The sequence below is a fragment of the Salinicola endophyticus genome (genome assembly GCF_040536835.1).
In the GTDB taxonomy this organism is placed as follows: Bacteria; Pseudomonadota; Gammaproteobacteria; order Pseudomonadales; family Halomonadaceae; genus Salinicola; species Salinicola endophyticus_A.
The window spans coordinates 1,310,685-1,337,455 of the sequence record NZ_CP159578.1 but is presented as its reverse complement, the minus strand read 5'-3'; the positions used below and the strand labels follow the sequence as shown (position 1 = coordinate 1,337,455).

The following is a 26,771-nucleotide window of genomic DNA, read 5'->3' as shown; positions in this document are numbered from 1 at the left end:
CCCCATCCAGTGCCTCCTCTCTACCCCATGAACCAGAACACGAACCCGACCAGGGTGAAGTAGACCGTCACCGGCAGCGCCAGCAGCATGGTCTTCACCGGATCGACCTTGACCCCCACGATACCGCCTACCAGCCCCGTCACCACGAAGGTGGTCAACCCCACCGGCGGCATCGACTGCCCGGCCATGGCCAGATGCGCCGCGCCCACCGCCACATGCGTCGGATCACTGCCAAGATGGGTCAGCGCCGGCGCCATCATGCTCACGATCATGGTCTGGGAGGTGGTCTGCGAGCCGGTGAGCATGCCCACGGCGAGGGTCGCCAGGCCACCGGCGGCGGCCATCCAGTGGGCAGCCAGGTGGGCAGTGGCCTGCTGCACCAGGTCGATCAAGCCGGCCTGGTAGAAGACCCCCACCATGACTCCGGCGCAGAGCTGGATCTGCACCGTCTTGGCGACATTCTTCAGCCCCGAGGAGAACACCGCCCCCGCCTGTCGGCGCACCGCCCGGAAGGCGAAACTCACTGCCAGAGCCACGATCACCGCCAGCACCACCCGGAACGCCAGCCCCTTGACGATGGGAATACGCTCGAGCCAAGCGACCAGTTCGGCAAGCCCCGGGGTGCGCTCGAACACGTTGAAGCCGAGCGAGGCGGAGATCACGATCACCAGCAGCACCGCCATCGGAATCAGCGTCCGCCAGCGCTGGACGAGCACCTGCAGCAGCGGCTCGGGGGCGGTCAGCAGCGCAGTCGAGGTGTGTCCGCGCGCCAGCCACGCGCCGACGACCATCGCCAGCACCACGCTGACGCTCATGGTGGCATAGGCCCAGCCCAGAATCTGACCAGGCTCGATGCCGGTCAGCGATGCCGCCAGGAAGAACGACTGCGAGATCGGCGGCATGCCGGAGCCGATCACCGCCCCCATCACGATGATCACCGCGATACGCTCGCCGCTCAGCTTGAGCGACGCCAGTGTCGGCACCACCAGCAGCCCGATCACGGTCGCCGCGGCGATGGCATCGCCAAGCAGCGAGCCGCTCAGCACCAGGGTCAGGATCACCGCACACACCAGCCCCGTGGTCGAGCGTCCGAACAGCGCGCGAAAGCCGTCCAGGGCGGTCTGCATGGCACCGATGCGCACCTGCGCCTCGGCGTAGAGGCTGCCGAAGATCGACAGCATGATCACCCAGGAGAGCTTGTCGATGCCGCTGATGGCGGCCGTCATCAAGGCCATCGGCCCCAGGCCGCCGAGCAGCGCGGCAGCCAGCGCCGCGGCCAGCAGCCCCAGCATGACATTGCCACCGATACGCGGGAGCGGTAGCAGAATGATGGCGAACAGCAGCGCCATCGGAACGAGTACCAGCCACATGGCGAAAGCGTCCTTTTATTGTTGGAAAGCCCGGTTATTGTTGGAAAACACGGGGGTAAAAAGCGGTTTTTGCCCAGCAGACAGCGCCAGCAGACTCTCGCCGCATGAGGTGACCTTGTCTGGCCCGGACGCGCACACACGGCTCATGCTGCGCCACCCCGACGAGTCATGGCGATGGCGTCGTGAATGTCGTAGACCGGCAGGCCGAGCGCGGCCGCCAATCGCTGCCGGTAGGGCGACAGATTGGTGCACTCTAGCAGCAGCGCCGCCATGTCGGGCTGGCGACGTTGCAATGACAACGCCGCCTCGAGCACCTCGCATGCCACCTGATCGGTGTTCCATTGCGGGCGATCGAAGCGGATGGTGGGGTAGAAGTGGGCGCTGTGCTGCAGCCCGTGGATGACGCAGCCCTCGCGCCAGAAACGGCCGAAGTGGGCACGGCTCAAGGTATCGGCATCGAAGGTGAGAATACCGATCGGCCCCTGGGCGGCATGCCGCGCATGCAGCCATGGAACCAGATTGAGTGCCGAGGAGACCAGCGGCACCGGCAGCTGCGCCTGCAGGCGATCGTGAATGGCGCAGACGAAGCCGCAGGAGGTCGCCAGGCAGTCCACACCGGCAGCGATCAACCGCTGCCCCACGCCGACGAAGGCGGAAACCACCGGCTCGGCGATCTGCGCGCTGACCACGGCGGGCACACTGGCCGCGGCCACGGTCATATGGCGCACCGGATAGGTGAAGCTGGCAGGGTTGCCGATGTCGCCGAGCGGGCGCGGAAAACGCGTTGCGAGCATCATCACCCCGAGACGAAACTCGCCCCCCTCGCAGGGCATCTGGGACACAGCCTCTGGCACCGCCACCCACCTCCTGACCGGACACGGCGCTCAGACCGCGAAGTGTCCGAGACTACCCCACACGGCAGCGTTTACCCAGCCCCGCTGGCGCACGGCCGGGGGCATCCGATGATACCGGCGCCGCCTCTGCCGATACGGCCGGTTCACACACCGGCCGCGCCGACGCCGACTATCCTGAATGCATTGAGGCGGTGTAGCCGACAGGAAGTCGGCGCTACCGCCCTGCCCTGCGCTCTCTTCATCGGCAAAAGGAGCTTGCCATGCCCTCTTCGACCCCGCGGCGCGTCACGCGCCACCGCTGCGGCAAAGGCTTCACCTATCGCACCCCCGACGGCAACACCCTCAAGGACAAGCGCTGGCGCGAGTGGATCGCCGAGCTCGCCATCCCGCCGGCCTGGCGCGACGTGGAGGTGTTCCTCGACAGGCGCCATCGGATCCACGCCACCGGCCGCGACAGTGCCGGGCGCAAGCAGTATGTCTACAACGACGACTGGCGCGAGCAGCGCGAACTCGAGAAGTTCGACCGCATGGTCGAGTTCGCCGGCCGTCTGACCCGCATGCGCCGGGTCACCGGACAGCACCTGACCCTCGACGGCATGCCCCGGGAGAAGGTGCTGGCGTGCATGGTACGCCTGATCGACAGCGCCTACTTTCGCCCCGGCAGCGAGCGCTACCGCCAGGAGAACGACTCCTACGGGCTCACCACCATGCGCTCGAAGCACCTCACCATCGACGGGGACGAACTCATCTTCGACTACCAGGGCAAGAGCGGCCAGCAGCAGCACCGGGTGGTCGAGGACGCGCGCCTGGCGGCGATCGTCGCCGAACTCGACGACATTCCCGGCTACGAGATCTTCAAGTACTTCGACGATGCCGGGAACAAGACCCGCGTCGACAGCCACGACCTCAACGACTATATCCACGAGGTGATGGGCGAGCGCTTCAGCGCCAAGGATTTTCGCACCTGGGCGGGCACCTCGATCGCCGCCCTGGCGCTCGACGAGCTGGGCCTGGGCGAAGACGATCAGAGCAGCGAGAAGAACGTGCGCGAGGCGGTGGCGCGGGTAGCCGAACGGCTCGGCAACACTCCCAGCATCGCCAAGGCGAGCTATATCGACCCGCGGGTGGTGGAGAGCTATCTCGACGGACGTACGCTGTCGCACTTCCGCCAGCTGGTGGAGGCCGAGATCGACCATGGCGAGACGCTGACCAGCCCCGACGAGCGTGCCATCCTCGAGCTGCTGCGCAGCCGCCTGAAGCGCGAGGGGGCGTGAACGCCTCGCCCCCGCCGAGTCGCCAATCGACGCCGAGGCACGTGCGATGCTAAAACAAGAACCCTTTTCGCCCACCCGAGGAGCGCGCATGTCGTCATCCGATTTCGATACCGTCGTCTACGTGGCCAATGCCGGCGACGGAACCATCGGCAGCTATCGCCTGCACCGCGAACACGGCCGGCTCGAGCCGCTCGCCACCACGCCGGCTGCGGAGAACGTGATGCCACTGGCGATCAGCCCGGACCGCCGCTTCCTGTATGCCGCCATTCGCAGCCAGCCGCTGCGCGTGCTGAGCTACCGCATCGAGGACGACGGTGCGCTCACGCCGCTGGGCAGCGGCCGCCTCGACGGCAGCATGGCGTATATCGCCACCGACCGCAGCGGGCGCCATCTGCTCGCCGCCTCCTACGGCGACAGCGTGGTCAGCGTCAGCCCGATCGGTGCCGACGGTGTGGTCGGCGACGCCAGTCAGACCTGCCCTACCGGCAGCCGCGCCCACGCCATTCTTGCGACCCCGGACGACCGCCATGTGCTCGCTACCAATCTCGGCGACGACCGCCTGGCGCAGTTCCGCTTCGATGGCCAGTTGACCCCGAACACGCCGGACGCCGCCGCCACCGACGCCAACGTCGGCCCACGCCACTTCGTGTTCTCTCCCTGCGGGCGCTTCGTCTACGTGCTCGGCGAGTTCGATGCCAGCGTCACCACCTTCGCCCTGGATGCCGACAGCGGCACCCTCAGCCGGCTCGGCGTGTGTGCCGGCCTGCCGCCGGAGAGCGAGCTGGCCCGCGGCATGCCGCGCGAAGAGATCCCGCAGGGCGACGACACCCCGCGGATCTGGGCCGCGGATCTGCATGTCAGCCCGGATGGCCGCCACCTCTATCTGTCGGAGCGCACCACCAGCACCCTGAGCACCCTGCGCGTCGACCCCGAGAGCGGCAGCCTGACCTTCGTCACCAATCAGCCCACGGTGGCCCAGCCGCGCGGTTTCGAGATCGACCCGCAGGGCGAGTTCCTGGTCGCCGCCGGCGAGCGCAGCGATCATCTCGCGCTCTACCGGGTCGATGCCGCCAGCGGCGAACTGACCCATGCCAGCGACGCGCCGGCCGGTAACAAGGCCAACTGGATCGAGATCGTCACCCTGGCACGCTGAGGCAAACCCGGGGGCTAAGTCCGCGCCGACGCCGGGCGTGGACCCGCGTCCGTGTGAATGCGTCCTTCATCGGGCGCTGTTATACTCTGCCCCGATCCGCCAGGTTGTCGACAACTCCTGCGCGCGCCCTCACTCGTCATCCAGGGGCGCCCATCGACAACCAGGGCCGCCGATTTTGCGCGCGTGGCATCGTCCGTATCGCGATGCCGGGTGCCTCGACGGGCTCTGGATCGCAGCGTAGCCGGCGCATCCGCCCGCGCTCGACACCCCGTGCCATCGCCAACGTGCCATCGCCCACGTGCAATCGCCAAAGAGAGGTTAACGAACAGACATGTCCAATACGCCGAAGATCATCTACACCCTGACCGACGAAGCCCCGGCACTGGCCACCTACTCTCTGCTGCCGATCATCGAGGCCTTCACCGGCACCGCCGGCATCACCGTCGAGACCCGCGACATCTCGCTGGCCGGCCGCGTGCTGGCACAGTTCCCCGACCTGCTCGACGACAGCCAGCGCGTCAGCGACGACCTCGCCGAGCTGGGCCAGCTGGCCAAGACGCCGGAAGCCAATATCATCAAGCTGCCCAACATCAGCGCCTCCGGTCCGCAGCTCAAGGCCACCATCAAGGAGCTGAAGAGCCAAGGCTACCCGCTGCCGGACTACCCGGACGAGCCCAAGAACGACGAAGAGAAAGCGATCAAAGCGGCCTACGACAAGGCCAAGGGCAGCGCGGTCAACCCGGTGCTGCGCGAAGGCAACTCGGACCGTCGTGCGCCCAAGTCGGTCAAGAACTACGCCCGCAAGTACCCGCACCGCATGGGCGAGTGGAGCAGTGACTCGCAGTCCCACGTCGCCCACATGAGCGACGGCGACTTCTACGGCAGCGAGCGGTCGGCGATCATCGAACAGGCCGGCAAGCTCAAGATCGAGCTCAAGCAGAAAGATGGCAGCAGCCAGGTGCTCAAGGAGGGCCTTGCGGTCCAGGCCGACGAAGTGGTCGACGCCGCGGTCATGAGCAGCCGCCAGTTGCGCAACTTCATCGACAGCGAGATCAAGGACGCCAAGAAGCGCGGCGTGCTCTTCTCGCTGCACCTCAAGGCGACCATGATGAAGGTCTCCGACCCGATCATGTTCGGCATCGTGGTCGAGGAGTTCTACAAGGAAGCGCTGGAGAAGCACGCCGACGCCCTCAAGCTGGCCGGCTTCAACCCCAGCAGCGGCATCGGCGATCTCTACAGCGCGATCGAGAAGCTGCCGAGCGAGCAGCAGGACGCGATCAAGGCCGACATCGACGCGCTCTACCAGGAGCGTCCGTCGCTGGCGATGGTCAACTCGCACAAGGGCATCACCAACCTGCACGTGCCCTCCGATGTGATCATCGACGCTTCGATGCCGGCGATGATCCGCGACTCGGGCAAGATGTGGGGCACCGATGACGCCCTGCACGACACCAAGGCGGTGATCCCGGACCGCTGCTACGCCACCATCTACCAGACCGTGATCGAGGACTGCAAGCAGCACGGCGCCTTCGATCCGACCACCATGGGCAGCGTGCCCAACGTGGGCCTGATGGCACAGAAGGCCGAGGAGTACGGCTCCCACGACAAGACCTTCCACATCCCGGCCGATGGCACCGTGGTGGTCACCGACGAGCACGGCCACACCCTGTTCAGTCACGACGTCGAAACCGGCGACATCTGGCGCATGTGCCAGGCCAAGGACGCGCCGATCAAGGACTGGGTCAAGCTCGCGGTCACCCGCGCGCGCGCCAGCGACACCCCGGCGATCTTCTGGCTCGACGCCAACCGTGCGCACGACGCACGCCTGATCGAGAAGGTCGAGACCTACCTCGAGGAGCACGACACCAGCGGTCTGGATATCCGTATCCTCAGCCCGGTCGAAGCGATGAAAGTCTCCCTCGAGCGTATCCGCAAGGGCGAAGACACCATCTCCGTCACCGGTAACGTGCTGCGCGACTACCTCACCGACCTGTTCCCGATCATGGAGCTGGGCACCAGCGCCAAGATGCTCTCGGTGGTCCCGCTGATGAACGGCGGCGGCCTGTTCGAGACCGGCGCCGGTGGCTCCGCACCCAAGCACGTGCAGCAGTTCCTCGAAGAGAACCACCTGCGCTGGGATTCGCTGGGCGAGTTCCTGGCTCTGGCGGCGTCGCTCGAGCATCTCGGCAACACCTTCGACAACGCTCGCGCCAAGGTACTCTCCGCAACCCTGGACAAGGCCAATGGCGAGTTCCTGGATGCCGACAAGTCGCCCAAGCGCAAGGTCGGTGAGCTCGACAACCGTGGCAGCCACTTCTACCTGGCGCTCTACTGGGCCAAGCAGCTCGCTGAGCAGAGTGAAGACGCCGAACTGAAGTCGCTGTTCAGCGAGATCGCCAAGACTCTGGAAGAGAGCGAGAAGACCATCGTCGACGAGCTCAATGCCGTCCAGGGGCGTCCGGTCGACATCAAGGGCTACTACAACCCCAGCCGTGGACTGGCGAGCCAGGCCATGCGCCCGAGCCAGACCCTCAACGCCGCGCTGGACAAGCTCTACAAGGCCTCCTGAGGCGGCGCGCCGGCAGCCCTGCTACCGGCGCGCTCTCAACGCCAGGCAGAGCCGGCCACGCTCATTCAAGCCGGCCCTTCTGGATTCAGCCTTTCCCATAGAAACGGGCCCGTGCCAATGGCACGGGCCCGTTTTTCTGTGTCACGCTCGTCTGCGTCTCCCGCGTTCGAGCGCCTGTCTCGCCAGCTCTGGCTCGAAGGCGCCAGGCGCGGCCCGGCTGGGCCGCACCTCGACTCAGTCGGTCGCCAGCTCGCCGAGCTGGCCGTTGGCCTTGCGGCGCGGCGCCTCCGGCTCGTCGACGGCGAAGATGCCGCCGCTCAGCCGGCGCACGCGCTTCATGAACAGCGCCACGCAGATCAGCGTACCGATCGCCGCGACCACGTAGCTCACCTGCAGCGTCAGGCCGAAACCGATCGGCGCGTAGGCCAGGTAGGTGAAGGTGGCCATGGTCATGAACAGCGCCGGGATCAGGGTGATCAGGTACGGCTTGCGCGACAGCACCAGGTACATGGTGGCGACCCACAGCGCGATCACCGCGGTGGTCTGGTTGGCCCAGGAGAAGTAGCGCCACAGCAGGGTGAAGTCGATATGGGTCAGCGCGTAGGAGATCACGAACAGCGGCGCGGCGATCAGCAGACGGCGCACCAGCGGACGCTGGTCGACCTTGAGGTAGTCGGCGATGATCATGCGCGCGCTACGGAAGGCCGTATCGCCGGAGGTGATCGGCAGCACGATGACGCCGAGCACCGCCAGGGTGCCACCGACAGCGCCGAGCATGGTGGTGGAGACCTGGCTGACCACAGCAGCGGGGCCACCGGCGGCGAGCACGTCGGAAAGAGTCTGGTCACCGTGGAACAGGCTCATCGCGGCGGCGGCCCAGATCATGGCGATGACCCCTTCGGTGATCATCATGCCGTAGAAGATCTTGCGCCCGCTGCCCTCGTTCTCGGTGGTGCGCGAGATGATCGGGGTCTGGGTGGCGTGGAAACCGGAGAGCGCACCGCAGGAGATGGTCAGGAACAGCAGCGGGAAGATCGGCGCATGCTGCGGATGCATGTTCTCGAACGACAGCTCCGGAATCGGCGCCCCGGTAAAGATCATGCCCAGACCGATCCCCAGCGCGCTGAACAGCAGCAGTGCGCCGAAGTAGGGGTAGATACGGCCGATGATCTTATCGATCGGCAGCAGGGTCGCCAGCAGGTAGTAGGCGAAGATCACCATGGTGATCAGCGTGATCGAGAGCGGCGTCATGTTGGCCAGCAGCGCCGCCGGCGAGGTGACGAAGACCGTCCCCACCAGCAGCAGCAGCAGGATGGCGAAGCCGTTGACCACGTGCTTCATCGCCTTGCCCAGGAACTTGCCCGCCAGCTGCGGCAGGTGCGCGCCATGGTTGCGGATCGAGATCATCCCGGTGAGATAGTCGTGCACAGCACCGGCGAAGATGCAGCCGATGACGATCCAGACGAAGGCGACCGGCCCATATAGCGCCCCCAGGATAGGCCCGAAGATCGGCCCCACCCCGGCGATGTTGAGTAGTTGGATCAGCGAGTTGCGCGTGGAATTCATCGGCACGTAGTCGATGTTGTCGCGCATGGTGAAGGCTGGCGTACGCCGCTTGCGATCGGCGACAAAGACACGCTCCACGAATTTTCCATAGGTGAAGTAGCCCGCTATCAATAGCAGGATCGATGCGATGAATGTGATCATGAATGGCCCCTGGTATGGAGAGAACGCCTCGTGAGCGTCAGGCGGGAATTACGCGCAGCCCCGTGCGGGCCGCCGCCCGGTCCGGCCTCAATGTACTTAGGTAACAGAATGAAAGCAGCTAGACTTTAGTGGCAGCCAGGCCACGAAGAGCGCCGCAGCCGGCTTGTCTCCCCGGCGCTTCTCGCGCATGCTGGCGCTTTACGCGACCGCCCACGCTCCCCGCCGATGAAGATCTCGCTGACTGCCCTGCTGCTGGCGCTGCTGCCCTGTGCCCCCGTTGCCCTTGCGGCACCAGCGCCCGACCTGCTCGCCCGCGCCGCCACCGTGCCCCAGCTCTCGGCCGAGACGCTCGCGCGCCTGGCCCCGGATGCCGACCCCGAGGTGCTGGCGCTGGGGCTCGCCACCATGCAGTGCGCGCAGCACCACGGGGTCGCCGAAGACGCCGCGCGGCTGGCGGTGATCGACTACAGCCGCTCGTCGCTGGCGCCGCGGCTGTGGGTGTTCGATCTGGCCCACCGGCGCCTGCTCTATCGCGAGGTGGTGGCGCACGGCCAGGGCTCCGGCGGCGATATTCCCGCGCACTTCTCCAACCGCGATGGCTCCCACGCCTCCAGCCTCGGGCTTTTCGTCACTCGCCAGACCTATCAGGGCAAGAACGGCTATTCGCTGCGCCTGGACGGGCTCGAACCCGGCTTCAACGACGCCGCCATGAGTCGGGCGATCGTGATGCATGGTGCCAGCTACGTGGACCCGACCCGCGACGCCGCCCAGGGCCGCCTGGGCCGCAGCTGGGGCTGCCCGGCGCTGCGGCCGGAGATCGCCGGTGGGGTGATCGACGTGCTCAAGGAGGGTCAGTTCGTGTTCGCCTACTATCCCCAGCGCGACTGGCTGCTGCATGCCGCCCTGACCCGCTGCGGCCAGGCCCGGATGGCCCGTACCCAGAGTCGCGAGCGTATGCTCGGTGCACGCTGAGTCGACACTGCCCCGCCCGAGTTGCGAGGCGCGCGCTGACGTACCAGAGTAAAGTAGAGGGTCAGAGTCACCCTCTGAAAGGTCCTATCGGAAGTCAACCGCCTCGGTTATGGAGACGACATGGAAAGGTACCGGAGCGCGACCGCGCGACCGCGGCGAATCGCTACCTGGCTACTGGTCACCCTGCTCGCGGCGCCACTGCCGAGCCTGGCAGCGCCGTTCTGGGGCGAGCGCCAGTCGAGCCCGGTGGATACCCCGCTGGACGACCTGGCGCCGGGCGCCTGGATCTGGGGTGGCGATGACGAGCGTGGCGGCCCCATGGCGGTGGTGGTAAGCCTCACCGAGCAGCGCGCCTACGTCTATCGCAACGGAGTGCTGATCGGCGTGAGCACGATCAGCAGCGGCCGCCCCGGCTACGAGACCCCCACCGGGGTGTTCACGGTGCTGCAGAAGGACCGTGACCACCACTCCAACCTCTACAACGATGCGCCGATGCCCTTCCAGCAGCGGCTGACCTGGGACGGTATCGCGCTGCACGCCGGCGGTCTGCCGGGCTACCCGGAGTCCCATGGCTGCGTGCATCTGCCGAGCGCCTTCGCCCGCCACCTGTTCGACGCCTCCAACCTGGGCATGACGGTGGTCGTGTCCAAGGCCGGCGAGGCGCCGGTATCGCTGGTACACCCCGGCCCTGCCAGCCCCATCGACCCCCATACCGGCGCCGATATCGACAGCCCGCCGCTGGCCAACGGCCAGCCCTGGGCGTGGGCGCTCTCGCCGCCCAGCGAGGGGCCGATCTCGATGATCTTGAGCCGCAGCGACCGGCTGCTGGTGGTCTACCGCAACGGCATCGAGATCGGGCGCTCACGGGTCGAGCTGGCACGCCCCGACGAGCACGGCGGCACCCGCGCCTATATCGTCGAAGGCACCACGACCGACGCGTCGACCACCACAGAGCCTGCGGCTGCGGCCGCGCCGGACCGCAACACGGCGATGCCGAGCTGGATCGCGATCGGGGTGCCCGGCGCCGAGCAGTACGCCGGCCAGCGCGTCCCCGCCAGCGTGGTCAATCAGGTCAGCCTGCCGGACGCCTTCAAGGCGCGCCTGCTGCCGTTGCTGGTCCCCGGCAGCGTGCTGGTGGCCACCGATGCGCCGCTCAGTGCGCAAGGCAGCGGAGAGCATCTGCGGGTGATCGACAGCGTCGGCCCCCGGAGCTGGCTCGATGAGGTCGACGCTGCCCGTCATCAGGGGGGCTGATCTCCGGCCCTGGGATTGACACAGCCTCTTATTGACCTGAGCGCCGGCTGACGCGCCACGCACCATCGAGTCGCCGGTCGGCGCTCGCGGGTGCGACAATCGCGCACTGGGCGGGTGCGCCCACCTGGCCTATCGTGGTTTTAGCGGGTGCGGTCGCGCCCGCGACCACGGCAGCCGAACCACGGTGCCGGACCTGACCCCGCCCGAGCCGATCGGGCCTGCAAGGAGGTCGTCATGTTCAAGTCACTGCTGATTCCCATCGATGGATCGCCGGACTCCCATATCGCGTTGAACGTCGCCTGCCAGTTGGCCGCGCCGGTCCAGGGCAAGTTGCACCTGCTCAACGTGCGCGAGCCTTTCCCGCCCCTGCATCAAGGAGAGCTGATCAGCGTCGAGGCAGCACTCAAGGCCGCCTCGGTGGAGACGGCGCAGCGCGAGGGGCGTGCGGTACTGGACGCCGCCCTCGACACTCTGCCCTCTTTCCCCGGCTACAACGGCGAGTTCGATCTGCTGATCGAGCAGGGCTACCCGACCCGGGTGATCGTCGCCGTGGCCGAGCGCCTGGGCGTCGACGCCATCGTCATGGGCAGCCGCGGCCTCGGCCAGCTGCAAGGTCTCATGATGGGCAGCGTGTCGCACAAGGTGACCCATCTCGCCCCCTGCCGCGTGCTCTGCGTGCACGAGCCGCCGCGGGAACACGCGCGTCCGACCGGCACCCAGTCGGTCTGATCTCGCCCCCGTGGCTTGCCCAGGGCTTGTCGTCGGAGCGATTCGACACCATCTTGTGATGAGATGGACTGGCAGCGGATCGGCAAGAGAGCACGGGTCTCGAGAGAGGAGCATCACCATGGCCGGAGGCTGGGCACACGACGGCGCGGTACAGGATCAGATCGACACGACCGTGAACGACGGTATCGACGAAGTGCGCAGGCGGCTCGAACGGCGCGGTCCGAGCCTGACACACTGCGAAGAATGCGAAGAACCGATACCCCAGGCGCGGCGTGAAGCCGTACCTGGCGTCAGGCTCTGCGTGGCATGTCAGGCCGAAGCCGACAAGCACCATACCCACCAGTCGGGGTACAACCGCCGCGGCAGCAAGGATAGCCAGCTGCGCTGACCCCTATCTGCTCGGATTATCGATACGGCCGCCCCAAAACGGCGGCCGCGATTTTTTACTATGCCCGGCTAAACAAGCATCGATATTCTTTTTTTCTTTCCGTGAAAACACTGTTAGCCTTGCGTCAATAAACGAGTGTTTGAGTGCCTTTTTCATCCATTCCGCAGTCTTCATTATTGAGTAAAGTACGATAGAAGCGACGCGGCATTCACGGCTTACACTTTTGTCGTATCTCGATAAAGCCGTGACCGTCGTCCTACCAGGTTCATGGTCGCGATCTCGCGATCTTTATGCCCGGCTGCAGGCAACTCCTGCTACCGGGCTTTTTTTATGCTCGCCGTCCCTGGCGAGCCCCCTTCGGGCCGTCGCTGCGCGACGTTCAAAATCACTCCCGGCTATTTTGTATGCTCGCCGTCCCTGGCGAGCCCCCTTCGGGCCGTCGCTGCGCGACGTTCAAAACCGCTCCCGGCTATTTTGTATGCTCGTCAGCCTCTCCCACCCTGACGGTGCAGCCAGCAAAAAAAAGTTACCCACGCCTCAACTCCTGGGAGCCACGGCCGATAAGTTCAGGAAGCCGCAGAGATACACGGCGACCTCAGCGGTGCTCCTCCCATGAAGCCCCGTCCGAGGCTGCCCCGCGTGGCCGAGAAAAAGATTCGGCCACACGCTTTGGGTTGCTCCCTGCGACCGCCTCGACCCGACTGGTCGCACGGACAACCCCGTCGCCCTTATCGGGTCTTTTTTGTAGCCGATTCCATCCGATACGTATCGCTTACAAAAGTCTTCAATTTAGCTCTTACTAATGCTAAAGGATTGCGCCATTCTGAGCCTGTGACTTGGCCAAGAAGTCACGTGTCTCCTATCTCCCCTCATTCGTGATGGGTAGCAATAGGCCCCTCTTTTGCCCGGCTTGGATGCTCACCTTCGGGTCTGCGTCGGCCGGGATTTTTTGTCTCTTGCACGCAGCATCCCCCTGCATGCCGAGCTAGATGCGGCTGCCACGCGCATGAAAAAAGCAGCGTCTCCGTTGCCCTGTCTTGCGACAATACGCAAAAGAACATACCCCGGTAGCTTCGCGTTCGGCTTACGCTATGGCATGAATGCTCTTGGCACGACAGGAGATGCCGATGCGCCCGACGCTTACCGAGGCCAGCGACCTGGACAGCCAGGACCCGCTCGCCGACTTCAAGGCTCACTTCGCCCTGCCCGAGGGTGTGCTCTATCTGGATGGCAACTCGCTGGGAGCACAGCCGCGGGCCGCCCGCGACGCGCTCGAGGCGACCCGGGATCAGTGGCGCGATGCACTGGTCGGTGGCTGGAACCAGGGCTGGTTCGATGCCCCCGAACGTCTCGGTGAGCTGCTGGCACCGCTGATCGGCGCCCGCGCAGGCGAGGTGCTGGTCAGCGACAGCATCACCCTCAATCTCTACAAGCTGCTCGGCCACATCACCGAGGGCCAGGGGCGCGCCCGGCCGGTCATCCTCAGCGAAGGCGGCAATTTCCCCGCCGATGGCTACATCGCCGAGGGTTTCTGCCGTAGCGCCGGTTTCACCCATCGCTTACTGCCCGAGGGCGCCCCGCTGGAGGCGCATCTGGACGAGCAGGTGGCAGTGGTGGTGCTGAGCCAGGTCAATTATCGCACCGGCCGGCTACGCGACATGGCCGATACCACTCGCCGCATCCACGCTCAGGGCGCCGAGGTGATCTGGGATCTGGCCCACTCAGCGGGCGCGTTGGCGGTCGATCTCGCCGGCAGCGACGTGCGCTATGCGGTCGGCTGCACCTACAAATATCTCAACGGCGGCCCGGGTTCACCCGGCTTCCTCTATGTCCGCGGCGATTGCCAGCAAGCAGGACGGCAGCCGCTCTCGGGCTGGCATGGCCATCACCAGCCCTTCATCTTCGAGACAGACTATGCCCCCGCCGCGGGGATGACGCGTTTTCGCACCGGCACCCATTCGGCGCTGGCCTACGCCCCACTCGAAGCCTCGCTGAGACTATGGCAGCGGGTGGACATGAGCGCGCTGCGCGCCAAGAGCCTGGCGCTGGCCGACCTCTTCCGCGCCTGCATCGAAGATCTGTTCGCGCCCCATGGCATCGAGGACATCACCCCGCCCCCGGGAGAGCGCGGCAGCCAGGTGGGGCTGGTCCAGCGCGAGCACGGCTACGCCATCGTCCAGGCCCTGATCGCGCGAGGCGTGATCGGCGACTATCGCGAACCGGGGCTGATGCGCTTCGGCTTCACCCCGCTCTATCTCAGCCATGTCGATGTCTGGCACGCCGCCGCGCAGTTGCGCGAGGTGGTGGAGAGCGCCGAGTACCGCGACCCGCGTTTCCAGACCCGCACGGAGGTGACCTGATGTCCGATACCCAAAGTCTCGAAGCCCGCGAGCATGACCATTCGCCACGCCGCTGGGCACACGATGCCGAGGCGAGCCTGGCTCACCAGGCCGAGCTGGGGCGCACGCTGCGCGAGGCTAACCCGCCGCAACGTCTCGCCTATGGCGACGCCGACCACGCCTGGCTGCATCTGCACCGGCCGGCGGGCGATGGCCCCTGGCCGCTGATGATCTTTCTCCACGGCGGCTACTGGAAGGCGCTGGACGCCACCGCCACCGACTTCATGGCCACCAGCTGGCTGGCGCGCGGCTGGGCCTTCGCTTCGCTGAACTACCCGCTGGCCCCCGCGGCCACGCTGGAGACACTGATCGCCGAGAGCACCCAGGGCGTGCGCTACCTGCTCGACCAGTGCGAGCCGCTCGGCCTGAGTGGCCGCGTGCGCCTCGGCGGTCACAGCGCCGGCGCCCATCTGGCGCTGATGAGCTGCCTCGCCCCCGAGTGTCCGAAAACGATCGAAGCGCTGTGGCTGATCAGCGGCGTCTATGACCTGCGCCCGCTGCTCGGCACCTCGATCGCCCAGCCGCTCGACCTGGACCAAGCCCGCGCCCACCGCCTGAGCCCGCTGTGCCAGTCACTGGCCGGCCTGCCTCACCTGGATCTGGTCCACGGTGAGCAGGACCCACCGGTATTTCAGCGCCAGGGCGAGGCGCTCGCGGCCCAGGCCGAACGCGACGGCGTCACGGCGACGGTCACCCTGATGCCGGGACGCGATCATTTCGACATTCTCGAGTACGCCGGTGAGGCGCTGGAACTGCGTCCGACAGAGACAAGGGGGTAAACCCTATGCACGACGATACTCCGACCCCACGCGCCCCCGGCGCCGTCGATCTGGCCGACGAGCCGCAGGTGCACTGGGACCAGCACATGAGCTACGGCGAGTATCTGGACCTGGCGCCGCTGCTCGCCTGCCAGAACCCGATCAGCGACCAGCACGACGAGATGCTGTTCGTGATCATCCATCAGGTCTCGGAGCTGTGGCTGAAGCAGTGCCTGCACGAGGCGCACGCGGCAGCGCGGGCGATCAGCACCGACGCGCTGCGCCCGGCGTTCAAGATGCTCACCCGGGTGGCACGCATCCAGGCGCAGATGATCAATGCCTGGGAAGTGCTCGCCACCATGACGCCTTCCGACTATCTCGCCTTCCGCGACAGTCTCGGCCAGAGCTCGGGCTTTCAGTCGTATCAGTACCGCGAGCTGGAGTTTCTGCTCGGCAACAAGCACCCGCGCCTGGCCGAAGCACATCGCCGCCATCCCGCGCACTACCAGCGGCTGCACGAGGTGCTCGCCAGCCCCAGCCTCTACGATGTCTGCCTGCAGCTACTGGCGCGACGCGGCTTCGAGCTGCCGCAGACGCACCTTCAGCGCGACTGGTCGACACCCTACGTCGCCTCGCCCGAGGTCGAAGCCGCCTGGTCGAGCATCTATCGCCACCCCGACCGCTACTGGGATCTCTACGAACTCGCCGAGAAGCTGATCGATACCGAGTACAACTTCCACAAATGGCGCTTCAGCCACATGAAGACGGTCGAGCGCATCATCGGCCAGCGCAGCGGCACCGGCGGCACCTCGGGTGTGGCCTATCTCGAGAAAGCGCTGGCGCTCAAGTTCTTCCCGGAACTATGGGCAGTGAGAGGCGAGCTATAACGTCACCGCCGCCTCCGTTGGCTCGAATAAAGCACCGGGCCGGCCGCTGCGGCGTGCCGGCCCGGCGCCTGTCGCGACTCAATCGGCCGCGCTCAGCCCCATGGCCTTGCCCAGATCGATGCCGAACTGCAGTGCCACGACGACTCCATCATCGTTGAGACGCGGGGCTGCCGGATTGAAGAAGTTGCTGGGGTTGATGACGTACTGCACCGACGGCTCGAGGAACATGTAAGCCGGCAGGCCGAGATGGTAATTCGTCTCGATGCGGAACACGTCTCGGGAACCCCGCTCGTCAGTGCCGCCATTGGCCACGCGGGCATCGCGCTGCGCCTCGATCTGGCGGCTGCCCAGGCGGGCGTAGCTCGCCTTGATGTTGGCCATGTCGGCCGACCTGTCGAAGGGCTTCAAGTAGGTGAGACCGGTCTCGATGAACGCCTGGTAGGGTTGGTTGTCACCGGGCGCCGCCTCCACCGACCCGAACACCAGCAGCGCCTGGGGATCTGCTATGCCGCCCCTGCCGCCGTCCGGGCGCCAGACCGCCTGGCGGAACTTGAACATGGCGCCGGCGGTGCCGCTGCCATCGCGCTCACCGCTGCGCGGGTCGTACTGATCACTGGTGTTGTAGAAGCCGATGAGCTCGTAGCGGCCGGGATACGCCTCATCCGAGAAGGTCGTCTCGTGCCCTATCGCGGCCAGAATGCTCTCCCCGGCTGAATCCGAGGGGTTCCAGTCGAAGCCATGCCCCTTGTCCAGATACTGCTGCGGGTCGGATTCGAACACACCCAGCTTCAGGCTCTTGTGGTTGCCGAGCTGAAGCTGCCCGAACGCGCCCCACGAGGCGTAGGGTGGCGGCAGTGAGCCGGTGGCGAAGTCCCAGATGGGGTCGTTGCAGGCCACGACACTGGAGCAGTTGTTCTCGAAGAAGTAGCGCCGGGCATTGGTGCGCCCCAGCACGGCTTTCAAGCGCCCGCCGAAATAGTTCTGCTCATAAGAGAATTCGGAGAGATAGCCGCTGGAAATATCGTTGCGCGCCGGCGACCCACCAAAGTAGCTCCCCGCCGCCCCCGCATAGGCAGGCGGCGTCGGCTGCCCGACGTTATGGTTGCCGGGGAAGAAGGTATATTCCAGATGGAAGGTCGCATCGGGAATGTTCAGCATCTTCTGCAGGTCGAAGTCGGCGCCCGCGAAGATATCGTTGGTGATGGCGTGGCTCCCCTGCCTGGGGCCGGTCGACGGGTTACCGACCCACAGCGACCAGAGTGAGAGATGTGGTGTGATGCCGGCCGCTTCCAGCCCGCTGCCCATATCCGCGAACAGGGGCTTACCCTGGGTATAACGTGGCATTTCCTGATTATCGTCGAGCCGCGCCGAGACTTCTGACGTCTGAGCCCAGGCGTTGACCGAGAAAGCCATGATCACGGCTGCCGAGAGCATCGGCTTGGCCAGCTTCATCATGCGGGATCGAGGCGCGGGCCGACTGCCGAGGCCGCGCGGGTATTTGGCGTGAAGACGTGCATAACGTGAGGACATTATTATTATCCTTATCATCGATTGAGATGCGCTTAACGCAGGAATGACGGGGGCAGCAGTTTTCAAAAAAATGACTCAGGCTTTTACGAAAACTCGGCGAGCGAAGGCCAGACCGGAGCGCGTAGCTAAGGCAAAAATCGACGAAAAAGCGGAGTTTACGGGCTGTAAATGAGCATTTTGAGTCGATTTTTAACGCCGTATTGCCGAGCGCAGACAGTTTTCGTGCAAAGCCTACGCGAGCGCAGCCTGTGACCGCCTGGCAACCACCACCGGCGCCGTCTCCTCGAGCCCCATGGCAAGAAAGCCGGCCACGACACAGATGACGCTCATCAGCCACAGCGGCGCCGCATGCCCGGCGAGATCGGCCGCAGCCCCGGCCACCGTGGGCAGGATGCCGCCCCCCAGCACTTCACCGACACCACAGACGAAACCGAGGGCGGTGGCGATATAGCGCGGGTCGACCGTCTCTGAGGGGACGATGGCCATGAACAGCGGGAAGATGCCGTTCAGCGACCAGCCGAAGAAGAACAGAATGGCCAGAATCACCGCACTGCCCTGGAAGTACATCGCGCCCAGGGTCAGGACCAGCCCCATGAACGGCGTGATGATCATCACCGGCTTGCGCCCGATCCGGTCGGAAATCCCGCTGACCACGAAGCTCCCCACGGCCGCCGAGAGCCCCAGCACCCCCATCAGCCAGCCCATCTCCTGCGGTGAGTAACCGCGCACGCTGGTGAGATAGATCGGCATGAAGGACCAGCAGACCACCAGGTAACCGATCAGCAGGATCGCCATCAGCGAGCAGATGAGCATGTTCCGATGGGCGAGCATCTCGCGGATACTCGGTCGGCGTGGCGCCGGCCGTTCGGCCACGGTGGCCGGCACCGATGCCGTGCCGGGTTCGCGCATCAGCCACCAGATCAGCCCGGCGGCGAGCAGCCCGGGCACACCGGCGAGAAAGAACGCCTCACGCCAGCCGAAGGCCGTGGCGACGGCGACCAGCACCACCGGCGCGGCGAAGGAGCCGAGCAGGTTGGAGCCGAAGTTCTGCATCACCCCCATGGCCACACCGCGACGCTTGGGCGAGACTTCTATCGCTGTCACCGTCTGCGAGATCGGCAGGATGGGCCCTTCGGCGATCCCCATGAGCAGCCGCGCACCGAGCAGCAGCAGAAAGGAGGTGGCGAGCCCGGTCAGAAAGGAGCAGAGCGAGAAGATGAGCGTGGCGATCACGAGAAAGATCTTGCGCCGCCCGCTGCGATCCGACATCGCGCCGAAGATCAGCCCGGAAATGGCCCAGGTGATCGAGAGCGCGGAGGCGGTCAGGCCGATTTCCGTATTCGACAGCCCGAGATCGGGCTGAACGAAAGGCATCAGGAAATTGAGCGCGTTCCTGTCGAAAAAGACGATACCGAAGTTCAAACTCAGCAGTGCCACCAGCAGAATTTGATAGCGTGAGCTGCGGCGCGCCTTGGGTGTCACGTCGGCTGTGGAATCAGTTGTGACGTTGGCTGTGGCGTTGGCTGTTACATCAGAGTTGTTGTTGTTCATGGCTGATGAGTACCTTGCATTGACGAGTGCGGCTTTTCAGGGCCTCGAATACCGCTGGCACGTTGGCTAGCGGCACCATTTCGGTAATCAAATGGCGCGGTTCTACAGCGCCGGCATCGAGCACATCCAGGGCACTTTCGTATTCGCGTCGGGAGAAGAAGGCGGCGGTCTGCAGGCGTATCTCCTTCGATAGTGCGGCGAAGGGAACGAACGCATCCGGCCGAGTGCACAGGCCGAGGAGCAGAATGGTGCCGTGGGGCCTGACCTGCTCGATGGCCTGGGCAATCAGCCCGGGGACGCCGGCACACTCGAAGACGATATCCGCCTCGCCACCGAGCTGGCGTGTCGCCGCGGCCACCGGCTCATCCGGCGCACAGACGAAGCCGGTAGCGCCCATGTCACCGGCCCGCGCCTCCTGATAGCGGGCGATGTCCTGGACCACCACCTGCCTGGCGCCGAAGCGGCGCGCCCAGAACGCCACCGCCAGGCCGATGGGGCCGGCGCCGAGAATCAGCACGCGGTCGCCGGGTCGCAGGCCGGAGAGCTGGACCCCGTGGAGCGCCACGGCCAGCGGCTCGACGATCGCCCCGTCACGCGTGCTCACGCCCTCGGGCAGCGGGATGCACTGGCGCGCGGCGGTGGCCGCGTACTCGCCGTAACCGCCACCCTCGAGCACCATCTGCCGACACCAGGCCGGCTCCCCGGAGAGACAGGAGAGACAGCGCCCGCAGCTACGAAACGGCATCACCGAGACCCGCTGCCCCGGACGCAGACTCGTCACCTCCTGGCCGCAGCCCACGATCTCACCGGCGTACTCATGACCCAGCACATCGCCGGGGCACAGGCCGAACACGGCGTCTTCGGTCATGTGCAGGTCGGAGCCACAGATGCCGCAGCGCTCTACCTGGACGACGACCTCATCAGCCCCCGGCGTGGGGTCGGTAAGCTCGCGGACCTCCAGAGGCCGGTGCAGCGCATGGAAAACGGCTGCCCGCATCAGCCAACCCTCCCCAGTGAGGTCCCGCCATCGATGACCAGCTGCGCGCCGGTCATATAGGCGGACGCATCCGAGGCCAGATAGAGCGCGAGCGCCTTGATCTGCTCGGGCTCCGCCAGCTGCCCCAGCGGCACCTTGGCATCCCAGCTCCGGCGCACGTCCGGATCTTTCAGCCAGCCGCCGCCGATATTGGTGACGAAGCCACCCGGCGCGATGGTATTGACGCGAATGCCGAACTCGGCGAGTTCCAGCGCCAACTGACGCACCATGTGGGACACACCGGCCTTGGCCGGCATGTACGGCAGCCCGACCACCGGCTCGGTGATGATGGCGGCATTCGACGAGGTGACCACGATGGCACCGCGGCGCTGGGGCTTCATGTAGGACGCCGCCAGGCGCAGGGTATTGAAGGTCCCGGTCAGATTGATCGCGATCGTGCGGTCCCAGCGCTCGGGATCGAGGGTATCGACCTGCCCCTCTTCGTTGCGCCAGCCGCCCGGGTTCCAGAATCCGGCGCCGGGGTCGATCCCCGCATTGGCGAAGACGATATCCAGCCCCGCATGGCGGCCGACATGGGCCTCGAAGGCCTGGGCCATTTGCGCCCGGTCAGCCACATCGAGGGCCTGCGCCTGCACCGCGAACCCCTGCTCTCTCAGCCGTGCCGCTTCACGCTCGGCGGTATCGATATCGATATCCGCGAGGGTGACGCTGGCGCCGTTCTCCGCCAGCACCTCGACATAGGCCAGCCCCAGACCCGAGGCGCCCCCCGTGACCAGTGCCGAACGTCCCTCGACGCTGAACTGTTCGAAAACATGCATGGGCATTCCCTCACAGAAACAGCTGTTCGTTGATGGGAATGCCGTGGGCTTCGCAGTGAGTCACGTAGTGATTGATGAACCAGAAAACGTCCAGCGTCTCCGCCCATTCGCCATTTTCGTCGAAGAACTCATTGGCGCCCTGCATCCAGAACAGCGCCTTCATACCGTTCGGCTCATCGGTCACCAGGGTATGCGCCTGGCCGGGCATTTCGGTGATGAATTCGCCGGGGCCGCAGGTCCAGTCGTACTCCAGATAGCGGAAAGTCCCCTCCATCCCCACCGCCCAGACCATGCCACGGTGACGGTGCGTGCCGATCACGCCAGGGCCCTTGATCCACAGGATATTGCAGTAGACGTTGTTGCGAACATCGAAAGCGAGATGGCGTATGGCGGCGTTTTCACCGAATGGGACCCATGGGCTTTCCGTTTCCGAGAGCCCGACATAGCTCCCCTCGCGCCCGAATCGATCCTGCATTGCCTTCATCGGCTCCGGCACTTCGACGATGCGATAAGCCGTACTGGCAGGTGCATTGGACATGGTCTTTCTCCTCTTGGATGGAATCGGTCTGCTTCCCATCAATACGGAGCAAGCCACATGCCATCGGCGTGCAGGCGTAGACCTATGTCTAAGCAAGGCGGCTAAGCCACCGCCAAACCAGCAAAAAGTCATTCACCCGGAAGACCAAGGGATAACGGCAAGAGGGATCGTGTTTTATTAAGATTGATAAAATTCATCATTTTTATAAAAAACGACAGATAAAAAGCGGAAATGGCGCCCTTTTTTCTGCGACTTTGGTAGGGTAAATCCATGCCTGGAAAACTGCGTCTATCGGAAATAACGGCGAAGGCTGATCAAGCAAGATCTATAAAAGATGCGCTGCATGCTGGAGACCCGCCGACGCTGCACGACCTGACCGAAAGCCTGCGGTTCACGCCCAACGACGGGCGGATCTGGTTCGACACCCGCCGCATGCTGCTGTTCGGTGCCCACTCGTTCGGCGCCCTGCGGCGCGAGCTGATCGAAACCCTGGGGCCCGCAGGGGCACGCGACCTGCTGATGCGCGTCGGCTTCTCGGCCGGCGCCTCGGATGCCGCCTTCGTGCGCAAGCACTGGCCGGACAGCGACGACGCCGGCGTCTTGAGCGCGGGTGAGCGCTTGCATGCGGTGATGGGCATGGTGAAGGTCGAGACCATCCGCCGCGATCATGACATCCCCAACGGCACCTTCGATGCCGAATTCCTGTGGCACGACTCCATCGAGGCCGCCGAGCATCTCAAGGCCCACGGGCTCTCCCCCGAACCGGTGTGCTGGATGCAGCTCGGCTACGCCAGCGGCTATGCCAGCGCCTTCTACGGCAAGCGCGTGATCTATCGCGAACTCGAGTGCGCCGGCTGCGGCGCCGCGCACTGCCGCATCGTGGGCGAAACGACCAGCGAGCGCATGGAAGCGGACGACGATCTCGACTGGCTGCAGCTCGACCGCCAGCGGCTTTCACCCGCCACAGCACAGCCACGCACCGCACGCCGGCAAGCCGTCGCGACTTCCCCCTCGCCACGCCATGACGCTGCGGAAACCGGTGCCACCGGCATCGAACCTCATGGAAGCAGCGCTCAGCGGATCGTGGGGGTCTCCGCGGCGGTCAGCATCGCCCTGCAGAAGATCGAGCGTGTCGCCCCCACGCCGGCCACGGTACTGCTCAACGGCGAGTCGGGGGTGGGCAAGGATCTTTTCGCCAATGCCCTGCACCGCAGTAGCCTGCTGGCCAAGGGCCCCTTCGTCGCGCTCAACTGCGCGGCGATCCCCGATACCTTGATCGAAGCCGAGCTGTTCGGGGTGGAGAAAGGTGCCTTCACCGGCGCCGAGCGCAGCCGCCCCGGGCGCTTCGAACGCGCCGACGGCGGCACCCTGTTTCTCGACGAAATTCCCTCGCTGAGCCTGGAAGCCCAGGGCAAGCTGCTGCGCACGCTGCAGGATGGCGAGATCGAGCGGGTCGGTGGCAACCAGCCGATCCGGGTCGACGTGCGCATCGTCGCCGCCGCCAACAAGGATCTGTTCCAGGAGGTGCAGGCCGGGCGCTTCCGTGAGGACCTCTACTACCGCCTCAACGTCTTTCCGATCCGGCTGCCGCCACTACGGGAGCGACGCGATGACATCCCGCTGTTGGTCGAGCACTTCTCACGCCACTACGCCGAGCGCTATCGGAAATCGATCACCGGGCTGACACGCCAGGCCTCCGATGCCCTGCTGGCCTACGACTACCCCGGCAATGTGCGCGAACTGCAGAACCTGGTGGAGCGCGGCGTGATCAACGCCCTGGACGGCGGGCCGATCGACGCCTTTCATCTGTTCGAGGATGCCGGCTTCTCCTCCAGCCCCGGCGCCAAGCTCAGAATCAACGCCGCGGGCGATCTCGAGACCGCCGAGCCCGAAGAGGTCTCGCTATCTCGCCCCAAGGAACCCCCTACCGCGAGCCACGCCGAAGACACCGTGACAGAACGGGAAAGGCAGATGCTCGAACGTGTACTCGGCAACGCCGAAGGCAACGTCTCCCAGGCCGCCCGCGACCTGGGCATCACCCGGGCCAAGCTGGCCTATCGGCTGCAGAAGCTGGGGCTGGAGCCCAGTCGGTATCGGTACCCCAATGACACATGAGTGGGGCCGCGATGTGCTGCCGACGAGATTAGCGGCTTGGCTTGGCGCTGATTAGCAGCGCCGCTGCTTGCGGCTTGTGGGTAGGTGGTCTCACGCGAAGAACGGACGTCGGTGATGCCTGGAGAGGTAGCAGAGAGGCGGACGGAAAAGTGCTATATCACCGACTCGATATCGGACCAAGTAGCACCGGCCCCGAAGACCGAGAAGTCATTTACTCGCTTATCAAACAACAAGCCTCTGAAATCCAGAACAAAAACCCACCACCCCTAAAAAAACAACAAAATCAGTTGCTTGGGTTTTTCCCAAACAACACAAGCATCTGACATGTACTCCACTCCACCGATCACAGCGCTCTTGGAGAGGGCCATACGCTCCCCGGCTGACAGACTGCATCTATCTTGTCCCGGACTAGCGGAGAGAATGGTAAAATTTACGTATCTTCAAGATATGATAATAGCCCCAGCGTAGGGAAACGGTGACATGGGAAAGACAGCGCTAAGCGAACGGGATATCTGCACCAAGTACATCACCCCCGCTATCCAGCAGGCTGGGTGGGATATTCATACCCAGGTGCGCGAGGAGTATCCCGTCAGTGATGGCCGCATCACGGTACGCGGTCGCATGCACCACCGGGCGCACCCACGTCGGGCGGATTACGTGCTGTCTTTCCAGAAAAACCAACCCATCGCCGTTATCGAGGCCAAGGACTCCAGCCACAGCCTGGGCCATGGCATGCAGCAGGCCCAGGCCTACGCAGAGAAACTCGATGTCCCCTTCGCCATTAGCTCCAACGGCAGCGGCTTCCTGTTCAGCGACCCCCACCGCCTGGTCTTCGATCAGGCCGAGACCACACTGGCGCTCGATCAGCTCCCCGGGCCCGATGCGCTCTGGCACGGCTACCGCCGCTGGAAAGGCCTAAGTGAAGAGGCACGCCCGGTCGTCGAGCAGCCCTTCTACGACGACGGCAGCGGCCGCACGCCCCGCTACTACCAGATGGTCGCGGTCAATCGCACGGTCGAAGCCATCGCCAAAGGGCAGGATCGCCTGCTGCTGGTGATGGCCACCGGCACTGGCAAGACCTACACCGCTTTCCAGCTGATCTGGCGACTGTGGAAGGCCGGGCGCAAGCAGCGCATCCTGTTTCTGGCCGACCGTAACGTACTCGTCGACCAGACCAAGAGTGGCGACTTCAAGCCCTTCGGCGCGGCCATGACCAAGATCACCAAGCGCCAGGTAGAGAAATCTCACGAGATCTACCTCTCGCTGTATCAGGCCGTCACCGGCAGCGAAGAAGAGCAGAACATCTACAAGCAGTTCAGCCCGGACTTCTTCGACCTGATCGTCATCGACGAATGCCACCGGGGCAGCGCCGCCGAAGACTCCGCCTGGCGCGCCATTCTGGACTACTTCAGCGGGGCGACACATATCGGGCTGACCGCGACGCCCAAGGAGACCAACGAGGTTTCCAATATTCACTACTTTGGCGAGCCCATCTATACCTACTCACTCAAGCAAGGCATCGACGACGGCTACCTGGCACCCTATAAGGTGATTCGGATCGATCTGGACCGCGACCTGCAAGGATGGCGCCCCAGTGAGGGCCAGACTGATATTTATGGAGAGTTGATCGAGGATCGTATCTATAACCAGCGCGACTTCGACCGCAATCTAATTCTGACGCAACGCACCGAGCTGGTCGCGCGCACCGTCACCGATTACCTGACCCAGACCGACCCGATGCAAAAGACCATCGTCTTCTGCGAGAACATCGATCATGCCGAGCGGATGCGCCAAGCGTTGGTCAATCTCAACCCTGAGCACGTGGCCAGGAATCGTAAATACGTGATGCGTATCACCGGGGATGAGCTCGAGGGTAAGGCCGAACTGGATCACTTCATCGACCCCGAAGAGCCTTATCCGGTGATCGCCGTCACCAGCAAGCTGATGACCACCGGCGTCGACGCCAAGACCTGCAAGCTGATCGTGCTCGACCAGCGCATTCAGTCGATGACCGAGTTCAAGCAAATCATCGGGCGCGGTACGCGGATTGATGCAGAGCACGATAAGTTTTGGTTCACGATTCTGGACTTCCGTAAGGCCACGGAGCTGTTTGCCGATCCCGCCTTCGATGGCGAACCAGAAAAGGTCTACGTGCCAGGCGCCAACGACCCACTACTGCCCATAGAAGACGACGATACCGAAGACACGGATGACGGGAGTGATCCTACGGACGAAGATGTCGTCTCTCCTGATGATGAGTCACCGACGTATCCCTACCCCACCGGAGAAGATGACGAGGGGCTTGTCATCGGCGAGCCGCGCAGAAGGTACATAGTGGATAACGTCACCGTGGCGGTCATTGGCCGACGCGTGCAGTATATGGGCCCAGATGGCAAGCTGATCACCGAAGAGCTGACCGATTACACCCGCAAGACGGTACGCGCTCATTACGCCACTCTGAGTGACTTCCTACGTCACTGGGAAGCCAGCGACCGCAAACAAGCCGTGCTGGATGAATTGGCAGAGCAAGGCGTGTTCTGGGAAGACCTTACCAGCGAGGTCGAGAAGACCCTCGGCGATGCGCCAGATCCCTTCGACGCCATTTTGCACATTGTCTACGGCCAACCCGCACTCACCCGCCGCCAGCGCGCGGCCAAGGCCCGCCAGTCGGATTACTTCGAGCGTTACGAGGGTCAGGCCCGCGCCGTGCTGGACGCGCTGCTCGACAAGTACGCCGACAACGGCGTGGCCACGATCGAGGACACTAAAGTCCTACAGATGGCACCGCTGGACCGGCTCGGCACCGTCGTGGAACTGGCCGGTGCCTTCGGTGGCAAGGCCGGCTATCACGAAGCCGTGCGGGAACTTGAGATGCAAATTTACGCCAGCTAAAGATCAATAAGAGCAT

Annotated in this window: 20 protein-coding genes; 12 read left to right on the top strand and 8 right to left on the bottom strand. The window is 64.8% G+C overall.

The features are described from left to right. Positions 1-20 precede the first annotated feature (20 nt). Both ABV408_RS06075 and ABV408_RS06070 read right to left on the bottom strand, forming a co-directional pair. Entirely contained in the window at positions 21-1,370 is a 1,350-nt protein-coding gene (locus tag ABV408_RS06075) for a TRAP transporter large permease subunit (RefSeq protein WP_353981557.1), read from the bottom strand. A 143-nt stretch (positions 1,371-1,513) separates the two neighbouring features. After that, entirely contained in the window at positions 1,514-2,224 is a 711-nt protein-coding gene (locus ABV408_RS06070; protein ID WP_353981556.1) for an aspartate/glutamate racemase family protein, read from the bottom strand. 260 nt (positions 2,225-2,484) lie between these two features. Between ABV408_RS06070 and ABV408_RS06065 the strand changes: the two genes are divergently transcribed. The 3 genes from ABV408_RS06065 to ABV408_RS06055 all read left to right on the top strand — a co-directional run bounded on the left by ABV408_RS06065 (position 2,485) and on the right by ABV408_RS06055 (position 7,220). After that, positions 2,485-3,498 (top strand): DNA topoisomerase IB, encoded by a 1,014-nt coding sequence (locus tag ABV408_RS06065; protein WP_353981555.1) that lies wholly within the window; start codon positions 2,485-2,487, stop codon positions 3,496-3,498. An 88-nt stretch (positions 3,499-3,586) separates the two neighbouring features. Beyond that, on the top strand, positions 3,587-4,651 hold the full coding sequence (locus ABV408_RS06060; protein ID WP_353981554.1) for a beta-propeller fold lactonase family protein: 1,065 nt from the start codon (positions 3,587-3,589) through the stop codon (positions 4,649-4,651). 331 nt (positions 4,652-4,982) lie between these two features. Next, a complete protein-coding gene (locus ABV408_RS06055) occupies positions 4,983-7,220 on the top strand; it encodes an NADP-dependent isocitrate dehydrogenase (RefSeq protein WP_353981553.1) in 2,238 nt (745 codons plus the stop codon). Between the two features lie 234 nt (positions 7,221-7,454). Here the strand turns inward: ABV408_RS06055 and ABV408_RS06050 are convergent, their stop codons facing one another. Beyond that, entirely contained in the window at positions 7,455-8,927 is a 1,473-nt protein-coding gene (locus ABV408_RS06050) for a carbon starvation protein A (RefSeq protein WP_353981552.1), read from the bottom strand. A gap of 225 nt (positions 8,928-9,152) precedes the next feature. Between ABV408_RS06050 and ABV408_RS06045 the strand changes: the two genes are divergently transcribed. From ABV408_RS06045 to kynA, 7 genes are all read left to right on the top strand, one after another. After that, entirely contained in the window at positions 9,153-9,899 is a 747-nt protein-coding gene (locus tag ABV408_RS06045; RefSeq protein WP_353981551.1) for a murein L,D-transpeptidase catalytic domain family protein, read from the top strand. Positions 9,900-10,019: 120 nt separating this feature from the next. After that, entirely contained in the window at positions 10,020-11,153 is a 1,134-nt protein-coding gene (locus tag ABV408_RS06040; protein WP_353981550.1) for a L,D-transpeptidase, read from the top strand. A gap of 234 nt (positions 11,154-11,387) precedes the next feature. Then, positions 11,388-11,882, top strand: coding sequence for a universal stress protein (locus tag ABV408_RS06035; protein ID WP_353981549.1), 495 nt, complete (start codon positions 11,388-11,390; stop codon positions 11,880-11,882). A 118-nt stretch (positions 11,883-12,000) separates the two neighbouring features. After that, on the top strand, positions 12,001-12,270 hold the full coding sequence (locus ABV408_RS06030; RefSeq protein WP_353981548.1) for a DksA/TraR family C4-type zinc finger protein: 270 nt from the start codon (positions 12,001-12,003) through the stop codon (positions 12,268-12,270). 1,127 nt (positions 12,271-13,397) lie between these two features. Continuing rightward, positions 13,398-14,630, top strand: coding sequence for a kynureninase (gene kynU / locus ABV408_RS06025; RefSeq protein ID WP_353981547.1), 1,233 nt, complete (start codon positions 13,398-13,400; stop codon positions 14,628-14,630). Next, positions 14,630-15,448 carry an alpha/beta hydrolase gene (locus ABV408_RS06020; protein WP_353981545.1) on the top strand — a complete coding sequence of 273 codons (819 nt, stop codon included), beginning with the start codon at positions 14,630-14,632 and terminating at the stop codon, positions 15,446-15,448. The genes kynU and ABV408_RS06020 overlap by 1 nt, the downstream gene beginning before the upstream one ends. A gap of 5 nt (positions 15,449-15,453) precedes the next feature. Further along, the gene (gene kynA, locus ABV408_RS06015) at positions 15,454-16,314 is read left to right on the top strand and encodes a tryptophan 2,3-dioxygenase (RefSeq protein ID WP_353981544.1); all 861 of its coding nucleotides are present in this window, start codon (positions 15,454-15,456) and stop codon (positions 16,312-16,314) included. 78 nt (positions 16,315-16,392) lie between these two features. Here kynA and ABV408_RS06010 read toward each other — a convergent pair whose 3' ends face one another. The 5 genes from ABV408_RS06010 to ABV408_RS05990 form a co-directional block, all read right to left on the bottom strand. Next, entirely contained in the window at positions 16,393-17,910 is a 1,518-nt protein-coding gene (locus tag ABV408_RS06010) for a carbohydrate porin (RefSeq protein ID WP_353981543.1), read from the bottom strand. A 165-nt stretch (positions 17,911-18,075) separates the two neighbouring features. Then, on the bottom strand, positions 18,076-19,395 hold the full coding sequence (locus tag ABV408_RS06005; protein ID WP_353981542.1) for an MFS transporter: 1,320 nt from the start codon (positions 19,393-19,395) through the stop codon (positions 18,076-18,078). Beyond that, positions 19,376-20,392: an alcohol dehydrogenase catalytic domain-containing protein gene (locus tag ABV408_RS06000; protein ID WP_353981541.1), complete on the bottom strand. Its 1,017-nt coding sequence runs from the start codon at positions 20,390-20,392 to the stop codon at positions 19,376-19,378. Before ABV408_RS06000 ends, ABV408_RS06005 begins: the two co-directional genes overlap by 20 nt. After that, positions 20,392-21,210 (bottom strand): SDR family NAD(P)-dependent oxidoreductase, encoded by an 819-nt coding sequence (locus ABV408_RS05995; RefSeq protein WP_353981540.1) that lies wholly within the window; start codon positions 21,208-21,210, stop codon positions 20,392-20,394. The genes ABV408_RS06000 and ABV408_RS05995 overlap by 1 nt, the downstream gene beginning before the upstream one ends. Before the next feature lie 10 nt (positions 21,211-21,220). Further along, positions 21,221-21,748: a 2,4'-dihydroxyacetophenone dioxygenase family protein gene (locus ABV408_RS05990; RefSeq protein WP_353981539.1), complete on the bottom strand. Its 528-nt coding sequence runs from the start codon at positions 21,746-21,748 to the stop codon at positions 21,221-21,223. Between the two features lie 270 nt (positions 21,749-22,018). Between ABV408_RS05990 and ABV408_RS05985 the strand changes: the two genes are divergently transcribed. Both ABV408_RS05985 and hsdR read left to right on the top strand, forming a co-directional pair. Continuing rightward, entirely contained in the window at positions 22,019-23,863 is a 1,845-nt protein-coding gene (locus tag ABV408_RS05985) for a sigma 54-interacting transcriptional regulator (protein WP_353981538.1), read from the top strand. A gap of 480 nt (positions 23,864-24,343) precedes the next feature. Further along, a complete protein-coding gene (gene hsdR, locus ABV408_RS05980; RefSeq protein ID WP_353981537.1) occupies positions 24,344-26,755 on the top strand; it encodes an EcoAI/FtnUII family type I restriction enzme subunit R in 2,412 nt (803 codons plus the stop codon). Positions 26,756-26,771: the final 16 nt, after the last annotated feature.

Bases quoted from the DNA above. Each gene is read 5' to 3' on its own strand.
- ABV408_RS06075 (WP_353981557.1), bottom strand. From the start codon at position 1,370: ATGTGGCTGGTACTCGTTCCGATGGCGCTGCTGTTCGCCATCATTCTG.
- ABV408_RS06065 (WP_353981555.1), top strand. From the start codon at position 2,485: ATGCCCTCTTCGACCCCGCGGCGCGTCACGCGCCACCGCTGCGGCAAA.
- ABV408_RS06060 (WP_353981554.1), top strand. From the start codon at position 3,587: ATGTCGTCATCCGATTTCGATACCGTCGTCTACGTGGCCAATGCCGGC.
- ABV408_RS06055 (WP_353981553.1), top strand. From the start codon at position 4,983: ATGTCCAATACGCCGAAGATCATCTACACCCTGACCGACGAAGCCCCG.
- ABV408_RS06050 (WP_353981552.1), bottom strand. From the start codon at position 8,927: ATGATCACATTCATCGCATCGATCCTGCTATTGATAGCGGGCTACTTC.
- ABV408_RS06045 (WP_353981551.1), top strand. From the start codon at position 9,153: ATGAAGATCTCGCTGACTGCCCTGCTGCTGGCGCTGCTGCCCTGTGCC.
- ABV408_RS06040 (WP_353981550.1), top strand. From the start codon at position 10,020: ATGGAAAGGTACCGGAGCGCGACCGCGCGACCGCGGCGAATCGCTACC.
- ABV408_RS06035 (WP_353981549.1), top strand. From the start codon at position 11,388: ATGTTCAAGTCACTGCTGATTCCCATCGATGGATCGCCGGACTCCCAT.
- ABV408_RS06030 (WP_353981548.1), top strand. From the start codon at position 12,001: ATGGCCGGAGGCTGGGCACACGACGGCGCGGTACAGGATCAGATCGAC.
- kynU (WP_353981547.1), top strand. From the start codon at position 13,398: ATGCGCCCGACGCTTACCGAGGCCAGCGACCTGGACAGCCAGGACCCG.
- ABV408_RS06020 (WP_353981545.1), top strand. From the start codon at position 14,630: ATGTCCGATACCCAAAGTCTCGAAGCCCGCGAGCATGACCATTCGCCA.
- kynA (WP_353981544.1), top strand. From the start codon at position 15,454: ATGCACGACGATACTCCGACCCCACGCGCCCCCGGCGCCGTCGATCTG.
- ABV408_RS06005 (WP_353981542.1), bottom strand. From the start codon at position 19,395: ATGAACAACAACAACTCTGATGTAACAGCCAACGCCACAGCCAACGTC.
- ABV408_RS06000 (WP_353981541.1), bottom strand. From the start codon at position 20,392: ATGCGGGCAGCCGTTTTCCATGCGCTGCACCGGCCTCTGGAGGTCCGC.
- ABV408_RS05995 (WP_353981540.1), bottom strand. From the start codon at position 21,210: ATGCATGTTTTCGAACAGTTCAGCGTCGAGGGACGTTCGGCACTGGTC.
- ABV408_RS05990 (WP_353981539.1), bottom strand. From the start codon at position 21,748: ATGTCCAATGCACCTGCCAGTACGGCTTATCGCATCGTCGAAGTGCCG.
- ABV408_RS05985 (WP_353981538.1), top strand. From the start codon at position 22,019: ATGCCTGGAAAACTGCGTCTATCGGAAATAACGGCGAAGGCTGATCAA.
- hsdR (WP_353981537.1), top strand. From the start codon at position 24,344: ATGGGAAAGACAGCGCTAAGCGAACGGGATATCTGCACCAAGTACATC.